The sequence below is a fragment of the Achromobacter sp. E1 genome, assembly GCF_037039475.1.
GTDB lineage: Bacteria > Pseudomonadota > Gammaproteobacteria > Burkholderiales > Burkholderiaceae_B > Achromobacter > Achromobacter mucicolens.
This window is the reverse complement of the sequence record NZ_CP146253.1, coordinates 5,142,608-5,156,598: the sequence shown is the minus strand read 5'-3', so window position 1 is coordinate 5,156,598 and position 13,991 is coordinate 5,142,608. Positions and strand designations below refer to the sequence as shown.

Annotated in this window: 10 protein-coding genes; 7 read left to right on the top strand and 3 right to left on the bottom strand. The window is 66.9% G+C overall.

The window, feature by feature from the left end; translation table 11 throughout:
* The first annotated feature begins 419 nt into the window (after window positions 1–419).
* The gene (locus V6V88_RS23840) at window positions 420–764 is read left to right on the top strand and encodes a helix-turn-helix domain-containing protein (RefSeq protein ID WP_338616655.1); all 345 of its coding nucleotides are present in this window, start codon (window positions 420–422) and stop codon (window positions 762–764) included.
* Here the strand turns inward: V6V88_RS23840 and V6V88_RS23835 are convergent.
* The gene (locus V6V88_RS23835; protein ID WP_056325194.1) at window positions 745–1,890 is read right to left on the bottom strand and encodes an acyltransferase; all 1,146 of its coding nucleotides are present in this window, start codon (window positions 1,888–1,890) and stop codon (window positions 745–747) included. The two genes, V6V88_RS23840 and V6V88_RS23835, sit on opposite strands and share 20 nt — an antisense overlap.
* Before the next feature lie 304 nt (window positions 1,891–2,194).
* Between V6V88_RS23835 and V6V88_RS23830 the strand changes: the two genes are divergently transcribed.
* From V6V88_RS23830 to V6V88_RS23820, 3 genes are all read left to right on the top strand, one after another.
* Entirely contained in the window at window positions 2,195–2,722 is a 528-nt protein-coding gene (locus V6V88_RS23830) for an META domain-containing protein (RefSeq protein ID WP_056325197.1), read from the top strand.
* Between the two features lie 109 nt (window positions 2,723–2,831).
* On the top strand, window positions 2,832–3,551 hold the full coding sequence (locus tag V6V88_RS23825; RefSeq protein WP_254595328.1) for an META and DUF4377 domain-containing protein: 720 nt from the start codon (window positions 2,832–2,834) through the stop codon (window positions 3,549–3,551).
* A 76-nt stretch (window positions 3,552–3,627) separates the two neighbouring features.
* Entirely contained in the window at window positions 3,628–4,365 is a 738-nt protein-coding gene (locus V6V88_RS23820) for a sulfurtransferase (RefSeq protein ID WP_338616651.1), read from the top strand.
* A gap of 64 nt (window positions 4,366–4,429) precedes the next feature.
* On the opposite strand, the gene metG is transcribed toward V6V88_RS23820, so the two are convergent.
* Both metG and V6V88_RS23810 read right to left on the bottom strand, forming a co-directional pair.
* On the bottom strand, window positions 4,430–6,496 hold the full coding sequence (metG, locus tag V6V88_RS23815) for a methionine--tRNA ligase (protein WP_338616648.1): 2,067 nt from the start codon (window positions 6,494–6,496) through the stop codon (window positions 4,430–4,432).
* Between the two features lie 222 nt (window positions 6,497–6,718).
* The gene (locus V6V88_RS23810) at window positions 6,719–6,994 is read right to left on the bottom strand and encodes a hypothetical protein (protein ID WP_056325207.1); all 276 of its coding nucleotides are present in this window, start codon (window positions 6,992–6,994) and stop codon (window positions 6,719–6,721) included.
* 101 nt (window positions 6,995–7,095) lie between these two features.
* Between V6V88_RS23810 and apbC the strand changes: the two genes are divergently transcribed.
* From apbC to V6V88_RS23795, 3 genes are read left to right on the top strand one after another with little or no spacing between them, the layout of a single operon-like run.
* On the top strand, window positions 7,096–8,184 hold the full coding sequence (gene apbC / locus V6V88_RS23805) for an iron-sulfur cluster carrier protein ApbC (protein ID WP_142053129.1): 1,089 nt from the start codon (window positions 7,096–7,098) through the stop codon (window positions 8,182–8,184).
* Between the two features lie 3 nt (window positions 8,185–8,187).
* Entirely contained in the window at window positions 8,188–10,083 is a 1,896-nt protein-coding gene (locus V6V88_RS23800) for a BamA/TamA family outer membrane protein (RefSeq protein ID WP_056325212.1), read from the top strand.
* Window positions 10,084–10,139: 56 nt separating this feature from the next.
* Window positions 10,140–13,964, top strand: coding sequence for a translocation/assembly module TamB domain-containing protein (locus tag V6V88_RS23795; RefSeq protein WP_223576558.1), 3,825 nt, complete (start codon window positions 10,140–10,142; stop codon window positions 13,962–13,964).
* Window positions 13,965–13,991 lie beyond the last annotated feature (27 nt).

Genomic DNA, 13,991 nt, shown 5'->3' with positions numbered 1-13,991 from the left:
GCCCGCAGCCATTGAAACGGCGTTTGATCCCCAATTTGCATCAGAAAAGTATTATGTATTACCGATACATTATTTTCTCTTCCGTCAGCGGCTGCGCTCATAAACTCATGCGTCTTTTTTGCTCACTGCGCTTGTCGCGGGCTCGCTCCCAGGGGCGGCGCGATGGCGGGTGAAGTATTGCAAGCCGATGAAATATATGAATTTTTTACGGGCGGCTTGCATCGGAAGGGGCGCGTGCGCAGCAGCTTGTACGCGGGGCCAGGGGGGGCACCCGGCGATTTATGGATTAGCCCGGAAATAGGGGCCTAAACCGTTTATTTGGCCGCGGAACTGAAATGCTTTAATCAAATAAAACCAAACAATTAATGTCTCGGGTTGATCGATTGGACACGTTTAGCCATCGTCTGCGCAACGCAAGAATGCTTCAGGGATGGACTCAAAAAGACTTGGCGGTCGCAAGCAACCTGTCGCAAAGCGCCATCGGCAACTACGAAAGCGGGCAGCGCCAGCAGCCTTCCAGCGATGCGCTCATCAAGCTGACGCGCGCGTTGCGCGTCAATCCCTTGTGGCTAAGTACCGGCGAAGGCCCCATGGTGGACGCACCGCACGGGCACACTGCGGCGGGTTCCACCGCCGAGACCCCCAACCCTGCCGCCTGGCCTTTCGAGACGATCTCGTATTCGGCCTACGCCCGCCTTAGCCAACAGGAAAAGCGGCAGATCGAGCTGGTGCTCAGCGCCTACATCAAGGCACGCGGTGAATAGTTCCTATCGGCTGCGCGGGCGCCTGCGGACGCCGCGAGGCATCCGCGGGCGCGGTGCCGCCCGCCGGATCGGTACGTAGACGGCTGCGCAGGCGCTCCACCGGATCCGCGATCAGGTAGTTCAAGACGGCCGAGAATCCGATGCAACCCGTGATCGACATGGCCGCAAACAGCATGGGCTGGTGTTCCTGCACGTCGTGCATCAGCCAGCTGAACGCCATGATCACCAGCATGTGACAGATGTAGAGCGGATAGCTCAACTCGCCGATTGCCTTGTCCAGCCGGTGGCGCGACTGGAACAGGAACGCCAGCGGCAGCAGCGCGGCAAACAGCAGGACAGCCAGCCCATCGCGCACGGTCGGATTGATCCCGATCGAGAAATGCGCCACGACGTAAAGGAACAGGATGCCCGTGCCCAGCTCGGGCAGGCGCTTGACGCGTTGTGTCCACGCCTTCATTCGCGGCAACACCACCTGATGCGACAGCGAGCCGATCAGGAACAGCGCCAGCTCCGTGGGGAAGAACCGGTAGGTCCAGGGATCGGAACGCCCGACCCCGGTCCAGATCAGGATGGCGCGCAGGGCGAGCGATGCCGCCAGCAAGGCCAGCAGCTTGCGCGGCGAACGCAGGATGAACGGGGCCACCAGGTAGAAACTCATTTCGACGCCCAGCGTCCAGGCCTGCGGCACCAGCAGGCCCTTGTACAGCGGCACGTCGCTGTTTGCGAAGCTGCCCGTAAAGGCCAGGGCCGAGTCGCGGATGCCGAAGAACATCAGCCAGTCCTGGCCGAAGATGAAAAGGTTCGACAGGAACAGGAAGACTTCGGCGCTGAAGGGCAGGGCTTCGTAGATGCGGAAGAACGAGCCGCCGCTCACGATGTGGGCCGTGAGCGTCAACGCCGCCACCGACAGGTAGATGGGGAAAAGCCGCAGGAAGCGGTTTGCGTAGAATTTGCCGGTGGCGCCCTGGTAGTGATCCGTGGCCGTCAGCACGTACGAGATCAGAAAGCCGGAGATGACATAAAAGAGCTGCACGGCAAGCCTGCCGCCGACCAACTGGTCGGCGTAGCCGCCGCCCAGATGGTCCAGCACCACTGACAGTGCCAGTAAGGTTCTCAAAAAGCCCATCGCGCATCTCCCCGGTGGATATTGTTCTCAGGCCCGATGGGCCGGACACTGCGCATGCGGTCGTCGCGGGCTCCGCTCCTCTTTCCCTGTATTACTTTTTAGGCCGGAGTCATCAACTGTCATCGATTCTGCGCGTCGGCCTGACCCCCCGCCATGCGGCATTCGATGCAGAACCGGAGATCATCAGCGTTAGAACCTCCGGCTCAACCGTGCATCTTTTGGATACCGCTGTCGGACGGAGAAAATCGCGTCTCTGGGCGAGGCCGGTTACAGTACGACGGTACGAACCATTGGAGTCCCGTCCATGCCCACCATCCTGTCCCCGCACGGCAGATTGCTCTGCCTCGCGCTGCTTACCGCGGCGTTGGCCGGTTGCGCCGGCACCGGCGGTGCGCGCCCTGAAGGCGCCGCAGCCGCCAGCGCCGCCACCAGCAAGGATTCGCTGGCGCAGACGAGTTGGGAACTGGTCCGTTGGGCACAGCCCGGCGGCGCGCTGCGCGACATTCCGCACGGCGACAACGGCGAACCCATTCGCCTGACCTTTCTCGCGCAGGGCAAGCAATACCAGGTCAACGGATTCTCCGGCTGCAACCGTTACACCGGCACGTACAAGCTCGAGCGCAACAAGCTCGTCATCGACGCGCCTGCCTCCACGCGCATGGCCTGCGTGCCCGCCGAGCGCGCGAAGCTGGAAGCCGATTACCTGCGCGCGCTGCGCGCCATCGACACGTTCACGCTGGATAGCGGTGGCGCGCCCCGCCACCTGACGTTCAATCTGCGTGGCGGCGACGTGCTGGAGTTCGAGCGCCGCCAGGATCCGCCGACACCCTGACCCGACGCCCAGGCGCGATTCGAGAACCTGCATGCGCAACCCAACTTTTCTGCGCCGCTTGGCGCCCGGCCTGCTGTGCGCGAGTCTCGTGGCCTGCTCGTCGCCGCCGATGCGCGCGGCCGATGGGCAGGATCCACGGTTCCAGCCGGCCTCGGCATCCGACGTTCTGGTGCAGACGAATTGGGAGCTGGCGCGCTGGACGCTGCCGGGGGGCGCGCTGCGCCCCGTGCCGCATCCCTCGGCATCGCAACGCCCCATCTCGGCCGCGTTCATCCATGACCAGGGCTCGCCGCGCCTCATGGGTTTTGCAGGCTGCAATACCTACAACGCTCCCTACACCATCGCCAACGGACTGTTGATCGTGCGCGCCGATCCTGTATCCACCCGAATGGTCTGCGCCCCTGGCGTCATGCAGATCGAGCATGCGTATCTGGCGGCGCTCACGCGCATCACCGCCACGTCGTTCGACAACACCAATAACCCGCAGCGCATGACGTGGAAGCTGAGCACCGGCGACACGCTGGATTTCGGACGGCGCGTGGATCCTGTGGCGGGTGGCCAGCTGGGCGCCGCCAAACTGGTCTACGTGAACGCCGAGCGCGTGCCTTGCGAGACCGGCGCTGGCCGCGCCCTGTGCTATCAGGTCCGCGACAGCGCATCGCAACCCTGGCAGGTCTGGCATGGCGAGATCACCGGTTTCAACTTCCAGCCCGGGGTGCGGTATCGCCTGCGGGTGGTGGAAATCGAGGATCCGAATCCGCCGATCGGGGCGTCGCCGCTGCGCTGGGTGCTGGACGCCGTCGTGGAGCAGCAGGTCGTCAGCCCTTGAGTGCTGCGGCCGGGAAGGCGTGCGCCGCCCAGCGATTACTATTACGGGCTTCATCGCCCATCTTCACTGCTTTGCCATGACTGCCGTCGTCAATATCGCCGCTTACAAATTCGTTTCGCTGGATAGCCTGCCCGACCTTCGCGCACGCTTGCTCGCCGAGGCAGCCGCCGCCGGGCTCAAGGGAACGATCCTGCTGGCCGAGGAAGGCATCAACCTGTTCCTCGCGGGGGCGGCCAACGGCATCGACACCTTTTTGCAGAGTCTGCGTGCCGATCCGCGCTTCGCGGACCTGGAGGTCAAGTTCAGCCACAGCACCGAAATCCCGTTCCGCAAGCTGCTGGTCAAGATCAAGCGCGAGATCATCCGCATGAACCACCCCGCCATCCGTCCGGCGGCGGGCCGCGCGCCCGGTGTCGACGCCCACACGCTGGCGCGCTGGCTGGAGGCAGGCGTGGACGACGAGGGCCGTCCCGTGGTCATGCTGGACACGCGCAACGCCTTCGAGGTGGACGAGGGCACGTTCAAGAACGCCATCGACTGGCGCATCGATCGCTTCACGCAGTTTCCTGCGGCGGTGCAGGCGAACCGCGCCCAGCTCGAGGGCAAGACCGTCGTCAGTTTCTGCACGGGCGGCATCCGCTGCGAAAAGGCCGCGATCTTCATGAACGAGGCTGGCATCGAAAACGTCTATCAGCTCGACGGCGGCATTCTCAAGTATTTCGAGGAAACGGGCGGGCCCGGCTACGAAGGCAAGTGCTTCGTTTTCGACGAGCGTATCTCGCTGGATCCGGCGCTGGCGCCCAGCAACGCCTGATCCGATCCGGCGCTGCAACGAAAAAGAGCCCGCGTTTGCGGGCTCTTTGCATGGGGGGCGCCGCTTACCGCACGCGCATGCCGGGCTTGGCGCCGGGGAACGGCTCCAGCACGTAAATGCCGGCGTCCACGGCTTCATCCGCATGGCTGGCAGCCAGCACCATGCCTTCGGACACGCCGAACTTCATCTTGCGCGGGGCCAGGTTGGCGACCATGACGGTCAGCTTGCCAATCAGGTCTTCGGGCTTGTAGGCCGACTTGATGCCTGAGAACACGTTGCGGTGGCGGCCTTCGCCCACGTCCAGCGTCAGGCGCAGCAACTTGGTCGAGCCTTCGACGTGTTCGCAATTGACGATCTGCGCGATGCGCAGGTCGACGCGCGCGAAGTCGTCGATGGAGATGGTCTCGGCCACCGCCTCGCCGCCGGGCACCACGACGGGCGCGGCGGGCGGCTCGAACAGGTCTTCCAGCATCTGCGGCTCGACACGCTGCATCAGATGCTTGAACGGCGCGACGCGCTGCGGCAGCACCGCGGCATCGGCCCACGTGAACGGCGCCTGCGCGCCAAACAATTCCAGCGCAACGCGTTCGGCGAGCTGGGGCAGCACCGGGGCCAGCATCACCGACAGGGCCTTGAAGCCGGCCAGCGAGCGCGAGCAGATGTCCTGCAGCGCGGCCTTCTGCGCGTCTTCGGCCGTGGCCAGACCCTTGGCCAGCACCCACGGCTGCGCCGTGTCGAACGCCTGGTTGATGCGGTCGGCGTAGGCCATGATCTCGCGGATGGCGCGGTTGTATTCGCGGGCCTCGAACGCGGCGCGGATCGACTCGGCGTGCTCGGCGTATTCGGCGGACAGCGCGGCCGTGTCGCCCGAGTAACCCAGCACGCCGTCAAAGTGCTTGGTGATGAAGCTGGCGGCGCGGCTGGCGATGTTGACGTACTTGCCGACCAGGTCGCTGTTCACCCGCGCGATGAAGTCCTCGGGATTGAAGTCCACGTCTTCGACGCGCGCGTTCAGCTTGGCGGCGATGTAGTAGCGCATCCATTCGGCATTCATGCCGAGTTCCAGGTAGCGCAGCGGCGAAATGCCGGTGCCGCGGCTCTTGGACATCTTTTCGCCGCTGACGGTGATGAAGCCGTGCACGTTGACGGCGTCCGGCGTCTTGCGGCCGGCGAACTTCAGCATGGCGGGCCAGAACAGCGCGTGGAAGTACACGATGTCCTTGCCGATGAAGTGAACCTGTTCGGTGTCGCCGTTGGGGTCGAGCAGGGCGTCGAAGTCCATGCCCTTGACCGCGCAATACGACTTGAGCGACGCCAGGTAGCCCACCGGCGCGTCCAGCCAGACATAGAAATACTTGCCCGGCGCGTCGGGGATTTCGATGCCGAAATAGGGCGCATCGCGGGAAATGTCCCAGTCGCCCAGCTTGGCCTCGCCGTCTTCGCCACCCAGCCACTCGCGCGTCTTCGCCAGCATTTCGGGCTGCAGATGCTTGCCGCCGTGGCGGTTCGCGCCCGTGGTCCACTGCTGCAGGAATTCGACGCAGCGCGGGTCGGACAGCTTGAAGAAGAAATGGTCGGACGACTTCAGGACGGGCGTGGCGCCCGTCAGCGCCGAGTACGGGTTGATCAGGTCGGTGGGCGCGTAGACCGCGCCGCAGACCTCGCAGGAGTCGCCGTACTGGTCTTTCGCGTGGCACTTGGGGCATTCGCCCTTGATGTAGCGGTCGGCCAGGAACATGCCCTTGACCGGATCGTAGAACTGCTCGATGGAGCGCGTTTCGATCAGATCCTGCGCTTTCAGGGCGCGGTAGATGTCCTGCGACAGCGCAACGTTTTCCGCCGAGTCGGTCGAGTGCCAGTGGTCAAAGCGGATGTGAAAGCCGTTCAGATACTGCGGGCGCTCGGCCGCGTAGCGCGCAACCAGCGCCTGCGGCGTGATGCCTTCCTTTTCGGCCTTCAGCATGATCGGCGCGCCGTGCGCATCGTCCGCGCCCACAAAATGCACCGTGTGGCCCGCCATTCGCATCGAACGAACCCAGATATCGGCCTGGATGTACTCCATGATGTGGCCGATGTGGAAGGATCCGTTGGCGTAGGGCAGCGCAGTGGTGACAAAGAGGGTGCGAGACATGGTTGTCGACTGAGGTTGAGGGGAAAAGGGATTTGGCGGCCATTTTAGGGCAAGCGCGCAGGCCTGCCCGAAGCCGGCCCCGGAAAGCACACAACCCGCCCATCGCATCGATGCGAATCAGGCGGGTTGAGGGAAGAGTGGCCGTGGCGTCTGGTGCGACCTTGCGCAACACGAAACGGCCAGCTTGCGCGGAACGACGCGCAAGCCAGTGGAAAACCGCCGTCAGCGGATTTCGCGGGCCTCGACGTCGATCACGTCGCCACGCGGTTGCGTGGCGAACGGAGCGGTGGCGGACTGGAAGGGTCCAGGGCGGGCGCCTTGGCGCTGGCTCCAATAGGCGCGAACGCCGAAGGGCTTGCCGCGCACCTTGGCGACCACATAAAGGATCGCCACGGCGAATGCCGTGGAAAGCATGAACACCAGCGCCATCGCCATGCCGATCAAGGCCAGGGCGGCGAATAGGACGGCACGAAAGAAGCGGATAAGTGTGTTGGTCATGAATGTCGGATGCAAAACGCAGCGAAAGGTTCCCGTGTATCCGCTATCCTTTAGGGGATGGCGGCCCGCAGACGCCGCGCTGCCTACGGAACCATAGTGACATGAGTATAACGATAGAAAACATCCGCGCCGCACTGCGCGCCGCGCAAGACCCGAATACCGGTTTGGATTTGGGCGTTTCTGTAAAAGATCGTGACATTCAATTGGCTGGCGGCCGTGTCGCGTTGACGCTCGAGCTGGGATATCCCGCCGACGCCGTCCGCGAACAGGTCCGCGACATCGCCGTGCGCGCGCTGGCGCAAGCCGGCGCGCCCGATGCGCAGGTCACCGTCACCTGGAAGGTTGCCGCCCACGCGGTGCAGAAGGGTCTGAAGCCGCTGCCCAATGTGCGCAACATTATTGCGGTCGCTTCCGGCAAGGGCGGCGTGGGCAAGAGCACCACCGCCGTGAACCTGGCCCTGGCCCTGGCGGCCGAGGGCGCAAAAGTCGGCCTGCTGGACGCCGATATCTACGGCCCCAGCGTGCCGACCATGCTGGGCATCTCCGGGCGTCCCGAAAGCCTGGACAACAAGAGCATGGAGCCGCTGACCGGTCACGGCCTGCAGGCCAACTCCATCGGTTTCCTGATCGACGCCGATTCCCCCGCCATCTGGCGTGGTCCGATGGTCACGCAGGCGCTGGAGCAACTGCTGCGACAGACCAACTGGCGCGACCTGGATTACCTGATCGTCGACATGCCGCCCGGCACGGGCGACGTGGCCCTGACGCTGGCGCAGAAGGTGCCGGTCGTGGGCGCGGTCATCGTCACCACGCCCCAGGACGTGGCGCTGCTGGACGCGCGCAAGGGCCTGAAGATGTTCCAGAAGGTCGAAGTGCCGATTCTGGGCGTGGTCGAGAACATGGCCATTCACATCTGCTCGCAGTGCGGCCACGCCGAGCACATCTTCGGTGAGGGCGGCGGCCAGCGCATGGCTGAGCAGTATCAGACGCCGTGGCTGGGCAGCCTGCCGCTGACGCTTGCGATTCGCGAGCAGACCGACGCCGGCACGCCGACGGTGGTGTCCGACGCCGGCAGCGAGGCTGCGTCGCTGTACCGCGCGATCGCTCGAAAGCTGGCCGCGGGCGTTGCGGCGCTTCCGCGCGACATGGCCGGAAAGTTTCCTTCCATCGTCGTCCAGCAACCGACCTGAAGCATGCGGTGGGCTGCCCGCGCCTTTTTGGCAGGACTGTGCATGCTGGCGGGCGAGGCGTTGGCCAAGCGCCCCGAAGTCATTGTGGACCCGGGGGGCGTGCCCCCGGCCGCGCTACAGGCGATCACCCAGGCGGTCGATGCGATTGCGCGGCTGGCCGAAGACCAGGACGGCGGTGAAATCAACCGCCTGCGCCGGCGCGCGCGCGATGCGACGCTGGCGGCGCTGGCCACCCAGGGCTATTTTTCGCCCAAGGTCACGCTCGAGGCCGGCACCGATATCGGAGGCGAAACCTGGGACATCGCCATCGTGCCCGGCAAGCGCACGACCGTCGAATCCGTGAACCTGGCGTTCACGGGCCGCATCACGCGCCCCGAGTACGCGCAGCGCGTGCAGCGGCTGCGCGACGACTGGAGCTTGCGCAAAGGGCAGCCCTTCATCAATAGCGACTGGAACCGCGCCAAGGCCACGCTGCTGGACGAGATTTCCACGCGCGATTTCCTGCTGGCGCGCATGACGTCCTCGCGCGCCGACATCGACGCCGACAACGCGGTCGCGCATCTGCACGTCACCATCGACAGCGGCCCGCAGGTGCGCATGGGCGAACTCAACACGCAGGGCTTGAAGCGGGTGCCCGAGACGCTGATTGATCGCTACGTCCGCTACAACGTGGGGGCCGCGTTCGACCAGAACCGGCTCGATCAGTGGCAGCAGGACCTGCAATCGACCGCCTTCTTCCGCGGCGCGTTCGTTTCGCTGCAGGAGCCGCCCAGCCAGACCGATCAGCCCACGGACCCGATCTCTGACCGTGCCCGCGGGCCGGGCGCCGAAGACGCCGCCGCGGCCGCGCCGGCGGGCGATCCCACGGTGTCGGGCGGCCTGCCCCCGCCGCCCGCGCAGTTCGATTCGGACGGCGAAATCACGCTGCCCGTGCAGGTGCGCGTGGTCGAGGCGCCGCCCAAGCGCTTTTCCGCGTCGATCGGCGTGGACGACGAGGCCGGCGTGCGGGTGGAGTCCCTGTATCGTCAGAACGTCGTGTTCGGCCAGCCCGTCACGATGGAGACCGGATTTGGCGTGGACCGGCTGCGCCAGCGCGCCTTCATGGATATCCTGCTGCCGCCGTCCGAGCGCGGCTACCGCGATTCCTTCGGGATCCTGGCGGACCGCTCCGACATCCAGGGGCTGGAGGTGACCCGCTACGCGCTGGGCGCCACGCGAACGCAGGAGCGCAAGGGCGCGGGCGACAGCCGGGTCGAATACGAAACGCGCTACGGCGTGCTGCTGGCGCAGGACCACGTCAAGATCGACGGCGGCGACAGCTACACGCTGCCCACCGTGACCACCACGGCCGAATGGCTGCGGCGCGACGTGGACAACAAATACGATCCGCGCGAAGGCAACCTGATTGCCGTGGGCGGCGGCGTGGGTATTACGCTGGATACGGGCGAGCCCTACACGCGCCTGCGGCTGCGCGGCCAGAAGTGGTGGCCGATCGGCAAGCTTGACGTGCTGACGATCCGCGGCGAAGTCGGCCGCGTGTGGTCCAACGGCGACGTGCAGGTTCCGGACGACTTTGGCTTTCGGACGGGCGGGGCGCGCACTATCCGCGGCTACCGTTACCAGAGCATTGGCGTGCACCGCGACAACGCCGTGGTGGGCGCGCCCACGCTGCTGGTGGGCAGCATTGAATACGACCACTATTTTGACGAGCGCTGGGGCATGGGCGTGTTCGTGGATGCGGGCGATGCCGCCGAATCGTTCGGCGACATGAAGATGTCCGTGGGCTACGGCGTCGGCGCGCGCGTGCGCACGCCGGCCGGCCCGTTGTTCCTGGACGTGGCCTACGGCCAGCGCGAACGCGACCTGCGCCTGCATTTCTCGTTGGGGATCGCGTTTTGAAGTTCGTGCGTAAATTCCTGCGCCATGTGCTGGTGTGGTGGCTGCCCGGGCTTGCCATGCTGGCCGCATTGGCGGCCGGATTCATCTTCTGGCTCGTGGCCTCGCAGAACGGCACGCGCCTCTTGCTGACGACGGCCGCGCAGCAGTTGGACGGCCAGGCGCTGGACGTGAATGGCTCGCTCCTGCGCGGGGTGACTGTGGGCCAGCTGACGCTGACGGCCGGCGGCACGCACATCGATATCCATGATCTGGACCTGGCCGTGCATTGGCGCGCCCTGGGCGACCGGCTGCTGCACGTGCGCAATCTGTCGGCCAGTTCCGTGCGCGTGGACATGGTGTCCTCGCCCGAGGCGCCGCCTGCCGAAGACGACGGCGAACCCTTCACCCTGCCCAAGCTGCCGGTGACCATCGCCGTGGACCGGCTGGCGTTGGGCGATTTCCAGTTCACCCAGGACGGCCAGCCGCTGCCCGTCACCCTGAACGACCTGAACGCCACGTTCGCCGCGGGCCAGCAGGGCGCGCAGTTGCGTATCGCCAGCTTGCGGGTCGGACACGAAGTGGGCGAGGCCGATGTGACGGGCCAGGCGCAATTGCAGGACCTGGCCGACCCGTGGCCGTTCGCGGCGCGCCTGGACGTCACGGCGCGCGGCGCGGGCCCCGATTCCCCCTTGTGCCAGGCCGACCGGTTGAGCGGCGTGTTCGGACCGGTGGCGGGGCAGGGGCAGCCCGGCGCCAAGGCCGGCGAACCGGTGAAAAAGGCTGAAGCGCCCAAGGCTCAGAACGCCGCGAAGCGCGCAGGCGCGCGTGCGGCCGATGCAGGGGGCAAGGGCGCGAAGGGCGCAACTGCCGTCAAGCCGGCAGCGGCGGCCAAGGCCCCTGCCGACGCCGCGGAAGGCGACAAGAGCAACAAGGACAAAACCGAGCCCGCGGCGCCGGCGATGGGCCCGCCCGCGCCCTCGTGCCTTGTCGTGCTGCGCGCCGACGCCGCCGGATCGCTCGACGGCATTCAGGCGAAGGTGGACGGCACGGGTTCGAATTTGGTGCTGGATGTGGTGGCCGATCTGGCGCCGCGCACGGCGCTGGTGCTGCGCAGCGCGCGGGCGCGCGCGCAACTGCCGGACAAGTCCACGCTGGCCGCGCAGTTTGACCTGCAGGCGGGCGACGCGCCGGGGCGCAACCGGATCGTCGGCTCGCTGGACGCGCAGCGGCTGGATCTTGCGCCGTGGACGGGCCCTGCCATTCCGCCGGCGCTGCTTACCGTACGCGCCGATGTACAGGCCGATATCGAAAACCTGAGCGAGCTGCGCCATGCGGCCGTCAGTCTGCGGTTTGAAGAAGGCAGCCGCTGGAACCGGCAAGCGCTGAGCGGGAAACTGAAGGCGCAGGTGGACGTCGCCGCGGCAGCCGGTGCTGCGCCAGCCGATGCCGCGGCAGCCGACGCTGCGCAACCCGCTGCTGCGGCCAATGCTGCTGCAACAGGCGCCCCGCCGGCGCCTGCCCGCAGCGCCGCGCCGGATCCGTTGGTAGACCCGCTGGCCGGCCTGCGGATCCACGACCTGGACGTGGATTTGCGGCTGGGCCGCAACCGCGTGCGCGCGACGGGCGAATTGGGCGCGGCAAACGGTGCGATCACGCTGGACGCCCAGGCCCCGCAGCTGGACGCCTTCTGGCCGGATGTGCCGGGCGGCGCGGAGGTGCGCGCCCGCATCGACGGCACGGTGGCCGCGCATCGCGGCGAGATCACCGCCAGCTACACGCCGCCCCGGCTCCGGCCCGGCATCATCGGGCAATCGCGCGCGCAGGCCAACCTGACCTTCAACGGCGGCTGGGGCAGGGGACCTGCCGGCCAGCCGGATGCGGCGCTGGTGGGCTGGCGCGGCACGTTCTCGCGGCTGGGCGCGGATACCGCCGGGTTCGCCGTCTCCGTGGACCGGCCGGTCACGTTGTCCTTCCTGCCCGCGGCGGTGGCGCCGCAGTGGCAATGGCAGGTGGGCCAGACCGCGCTGAGCCTCGTCCTGCCGGGCAAGGAGCGCCTCACCGTGGCGCACCAGGGTTCGCGCGGCGGCGGCAAGCGCTGGGAAACCGCCGGGCAGTCCGACAATCTGGTCATCACCGCGACCGTGGCGCGCCAGGTGATCGGCGCGTTCGACCCGGAAGCCGCGGCCAAGCTGGGCCGCAATGCCGGCCGCGTGAACGCGGTGGTGCCCGACGGCCAGCGCCGCATTGCGCTCGACCTGCTGTGGGATCTGAAATTCGACGGGCGCCTGGCGGGCCGCGCCCGGATCGCGCGCCGTACGGGCGATCTGCTGATTCCGGGCGACCCGCCCATCCCCTTGGGGGTGAAGACGCTGGTCGTCGACGTGACCGCCACGCCCACGTCGGCCAACGCCAGCCGGGTGGATGCCCGCCTGGATCTGTCGACGGACAAGATGGGCTCGATCAACGGGACCGGCACGGCGGTATTGCTGGTGGACGCCCAAGGCGGCATGGCGCTGGATACGCGCCAGCCGCTGCGGGCGCGGCTGAACGCGGATATCGCTGACCTCGCCTGGGTGGGCCTCTTCGTGGGCGACGCCATGGAGGTCGGCGGCACGCTCAAGGCCAACATCGACGTGCAGGGCACGCTGGCGGGCCAATGGGGCGCGACGGGCACCATCCGGGGCGACAAGCTGCGGCTGGTCCGCATCGACGACGGCGTGCGGCTGATCGACGGCACGCTGTCCGCGCGTCTGGACGGCCAGCGGCTGATCCTGGACAGCCTGCGCTTTCCGGCGTCGCTGCGCGTCATGCCGGCCGAATGGCGCACCAAGGAATGGATCACCACGAACCCCGGCGCGAAGGACGGGTACGCGGAAGCCAAGGGCGACTGGAACATCATGGACGGCGGCGGCGCAATCCGGCTGACGCTGTTCCGCTTCCCGGCATTGCAGCGCTCGGACCGCTACGCCATGGTGTCCGGCACGGTCGACGTGCGGGCGGCCATGCCGCGCCTGGAAATCGTGGGCGACCTGAGCGCCGATGCCGGCTGGTTCAGCCTGGAAATCCTGCAGGGCGTGCCGACGCTGGACGATGACGTGCGCGTGATCCGCGCGGGCGACGAACCCGGCAAGGTGTCCACGCCCCTGCAGACCAGCATGGACCTGAAGTTCGACATGGGGCCGCGCTTCTACATCACCGGCATGGGGCTGGACGCCGGTCTGCTCGGCTCCATCCAGATCCGCCTGAATGACGGCCGGCTGACGGGCTGGGGCCAGTTGCGCACGCGCGGCGGCGGCATCGAGGCCTATGGCCAGCGGCTGCGCCTGAGCCGCGGCACGCTGACCTTCCAGGGCCGGCTGGACAATCCCATCCTGGACATCGAGGCCCTGCGCACGGGCGAACTGGTCGAGGCCGGCGTGCGGGTGGTGGGCACGGCCCAGCGTCCGCGCATCGACCTGGTGTCCTATCCCGAAGTCAGCGACGTCGAAAAGCTGTCGTGGCTGCTGCTGGGCCGGGGGCCGGACGAAAGCGGCGGCGACGCGGCCCTGCTCGTGTCGATCGGCACGGCGCTCCTGGGCGGCGGACAGCCGTTCTACAAGCAGTTCGGCCTGGACGACGTGGCCGTGCGCACCGGCAACATGGGCAGCTCGGGCAGCATCCTGCCCGACCGCACGGTGGCCGGCAACGTGAACCGCGATATCGGCAGCGACCTGTCCACGCAATTCCTGGTGGCCAGCAAGAACTTCGCCAATGGCATCACGCTGAGCGTCGAGCAGGCGCTCTCGGGCAGCGACACCGTGGGCCGGGCAAGTTACCGGTTGGCGCGTGGTCTGTCCCTGGATTTGAAGGGCGGCTCGGTCAACGGGATTTCGCTGGTCTATCGCACGCTGTTCGGCAATTGAGCAGACGCCCAAGCTTGAGGCGGGACA

Bases quoted from the DNA above. Each gene is read 5' to 3' on its own strand.
- apbC (WP_142053129.1), top strand. From the start codon at position 7,096: ATGAGTATAACGATAGAAAACATCCGCGCCGCACTGCGCGCCGCGCAA.
- V6V88_RS23830 (WP_056325197.1), top strand. From the start codon at position 2,195: ATGCCCACCATCCTGTCCCCGCACGGCAGATTGCTCTGCCTCGCGCTG.
- V6V88_RS23810 (WP_056325207.1), bottom strand. From the start codon at position 6,994: ATGACCAACACACTTATCCGCTTCTTTCGTGCCGTCCTATTCGCCGCC.
- V6V88_RS23840 (WP_338616655.1), top strand. From the start codon at position 420: ATGCTTCAGGGATGGACTCAAAAAGACTTGGCGGTCGCAAGCAACCTG.
- V6V88_RS23795 (WP_223576558.1), top strand. From the start codon at position 10,140: ATGCTGGCCGCATTGGCGGCCGGATTCATCTTCTGGCTCGTGGCCTCG.
- V6V88_RS23820 (WP_338616651.1), top strand. From the start codon at position 3,628: ATGACTGCCGTCGTCAATATCGCCGCTTACAAATTCGTTTCGCTGGAT.
- V6V88_RS23800 (WP_056325212.1), top strand. From the start codon at position 8,188: ATGCGGTGGGCTGCCCGCGCCTTTTTGGCAGGACTGTGCATGCTGGCG.
- V6V88_RS23825 (WP_254595328.1), top strand. From the start codon at position 2,832: ATGCGCGCGGCCGATGGGCAGGATCCACGGTTCCAGCCGGCCTCGGCA.
- V6V88_RS23835 (WP_056325194.1), bottom strand. From the start codon at position 1,890: ATGGGCTTTTTGAGAACCTTACTGGCACTGTCAGTGGTGCTGGACCAT.
- metG (WP_338616648.1), bottom strand. From the start codon at position 6,496: ATGTCTCGCACCCTCTTTGTCACCACTGCGCTGCCCTACGCCAACGGA.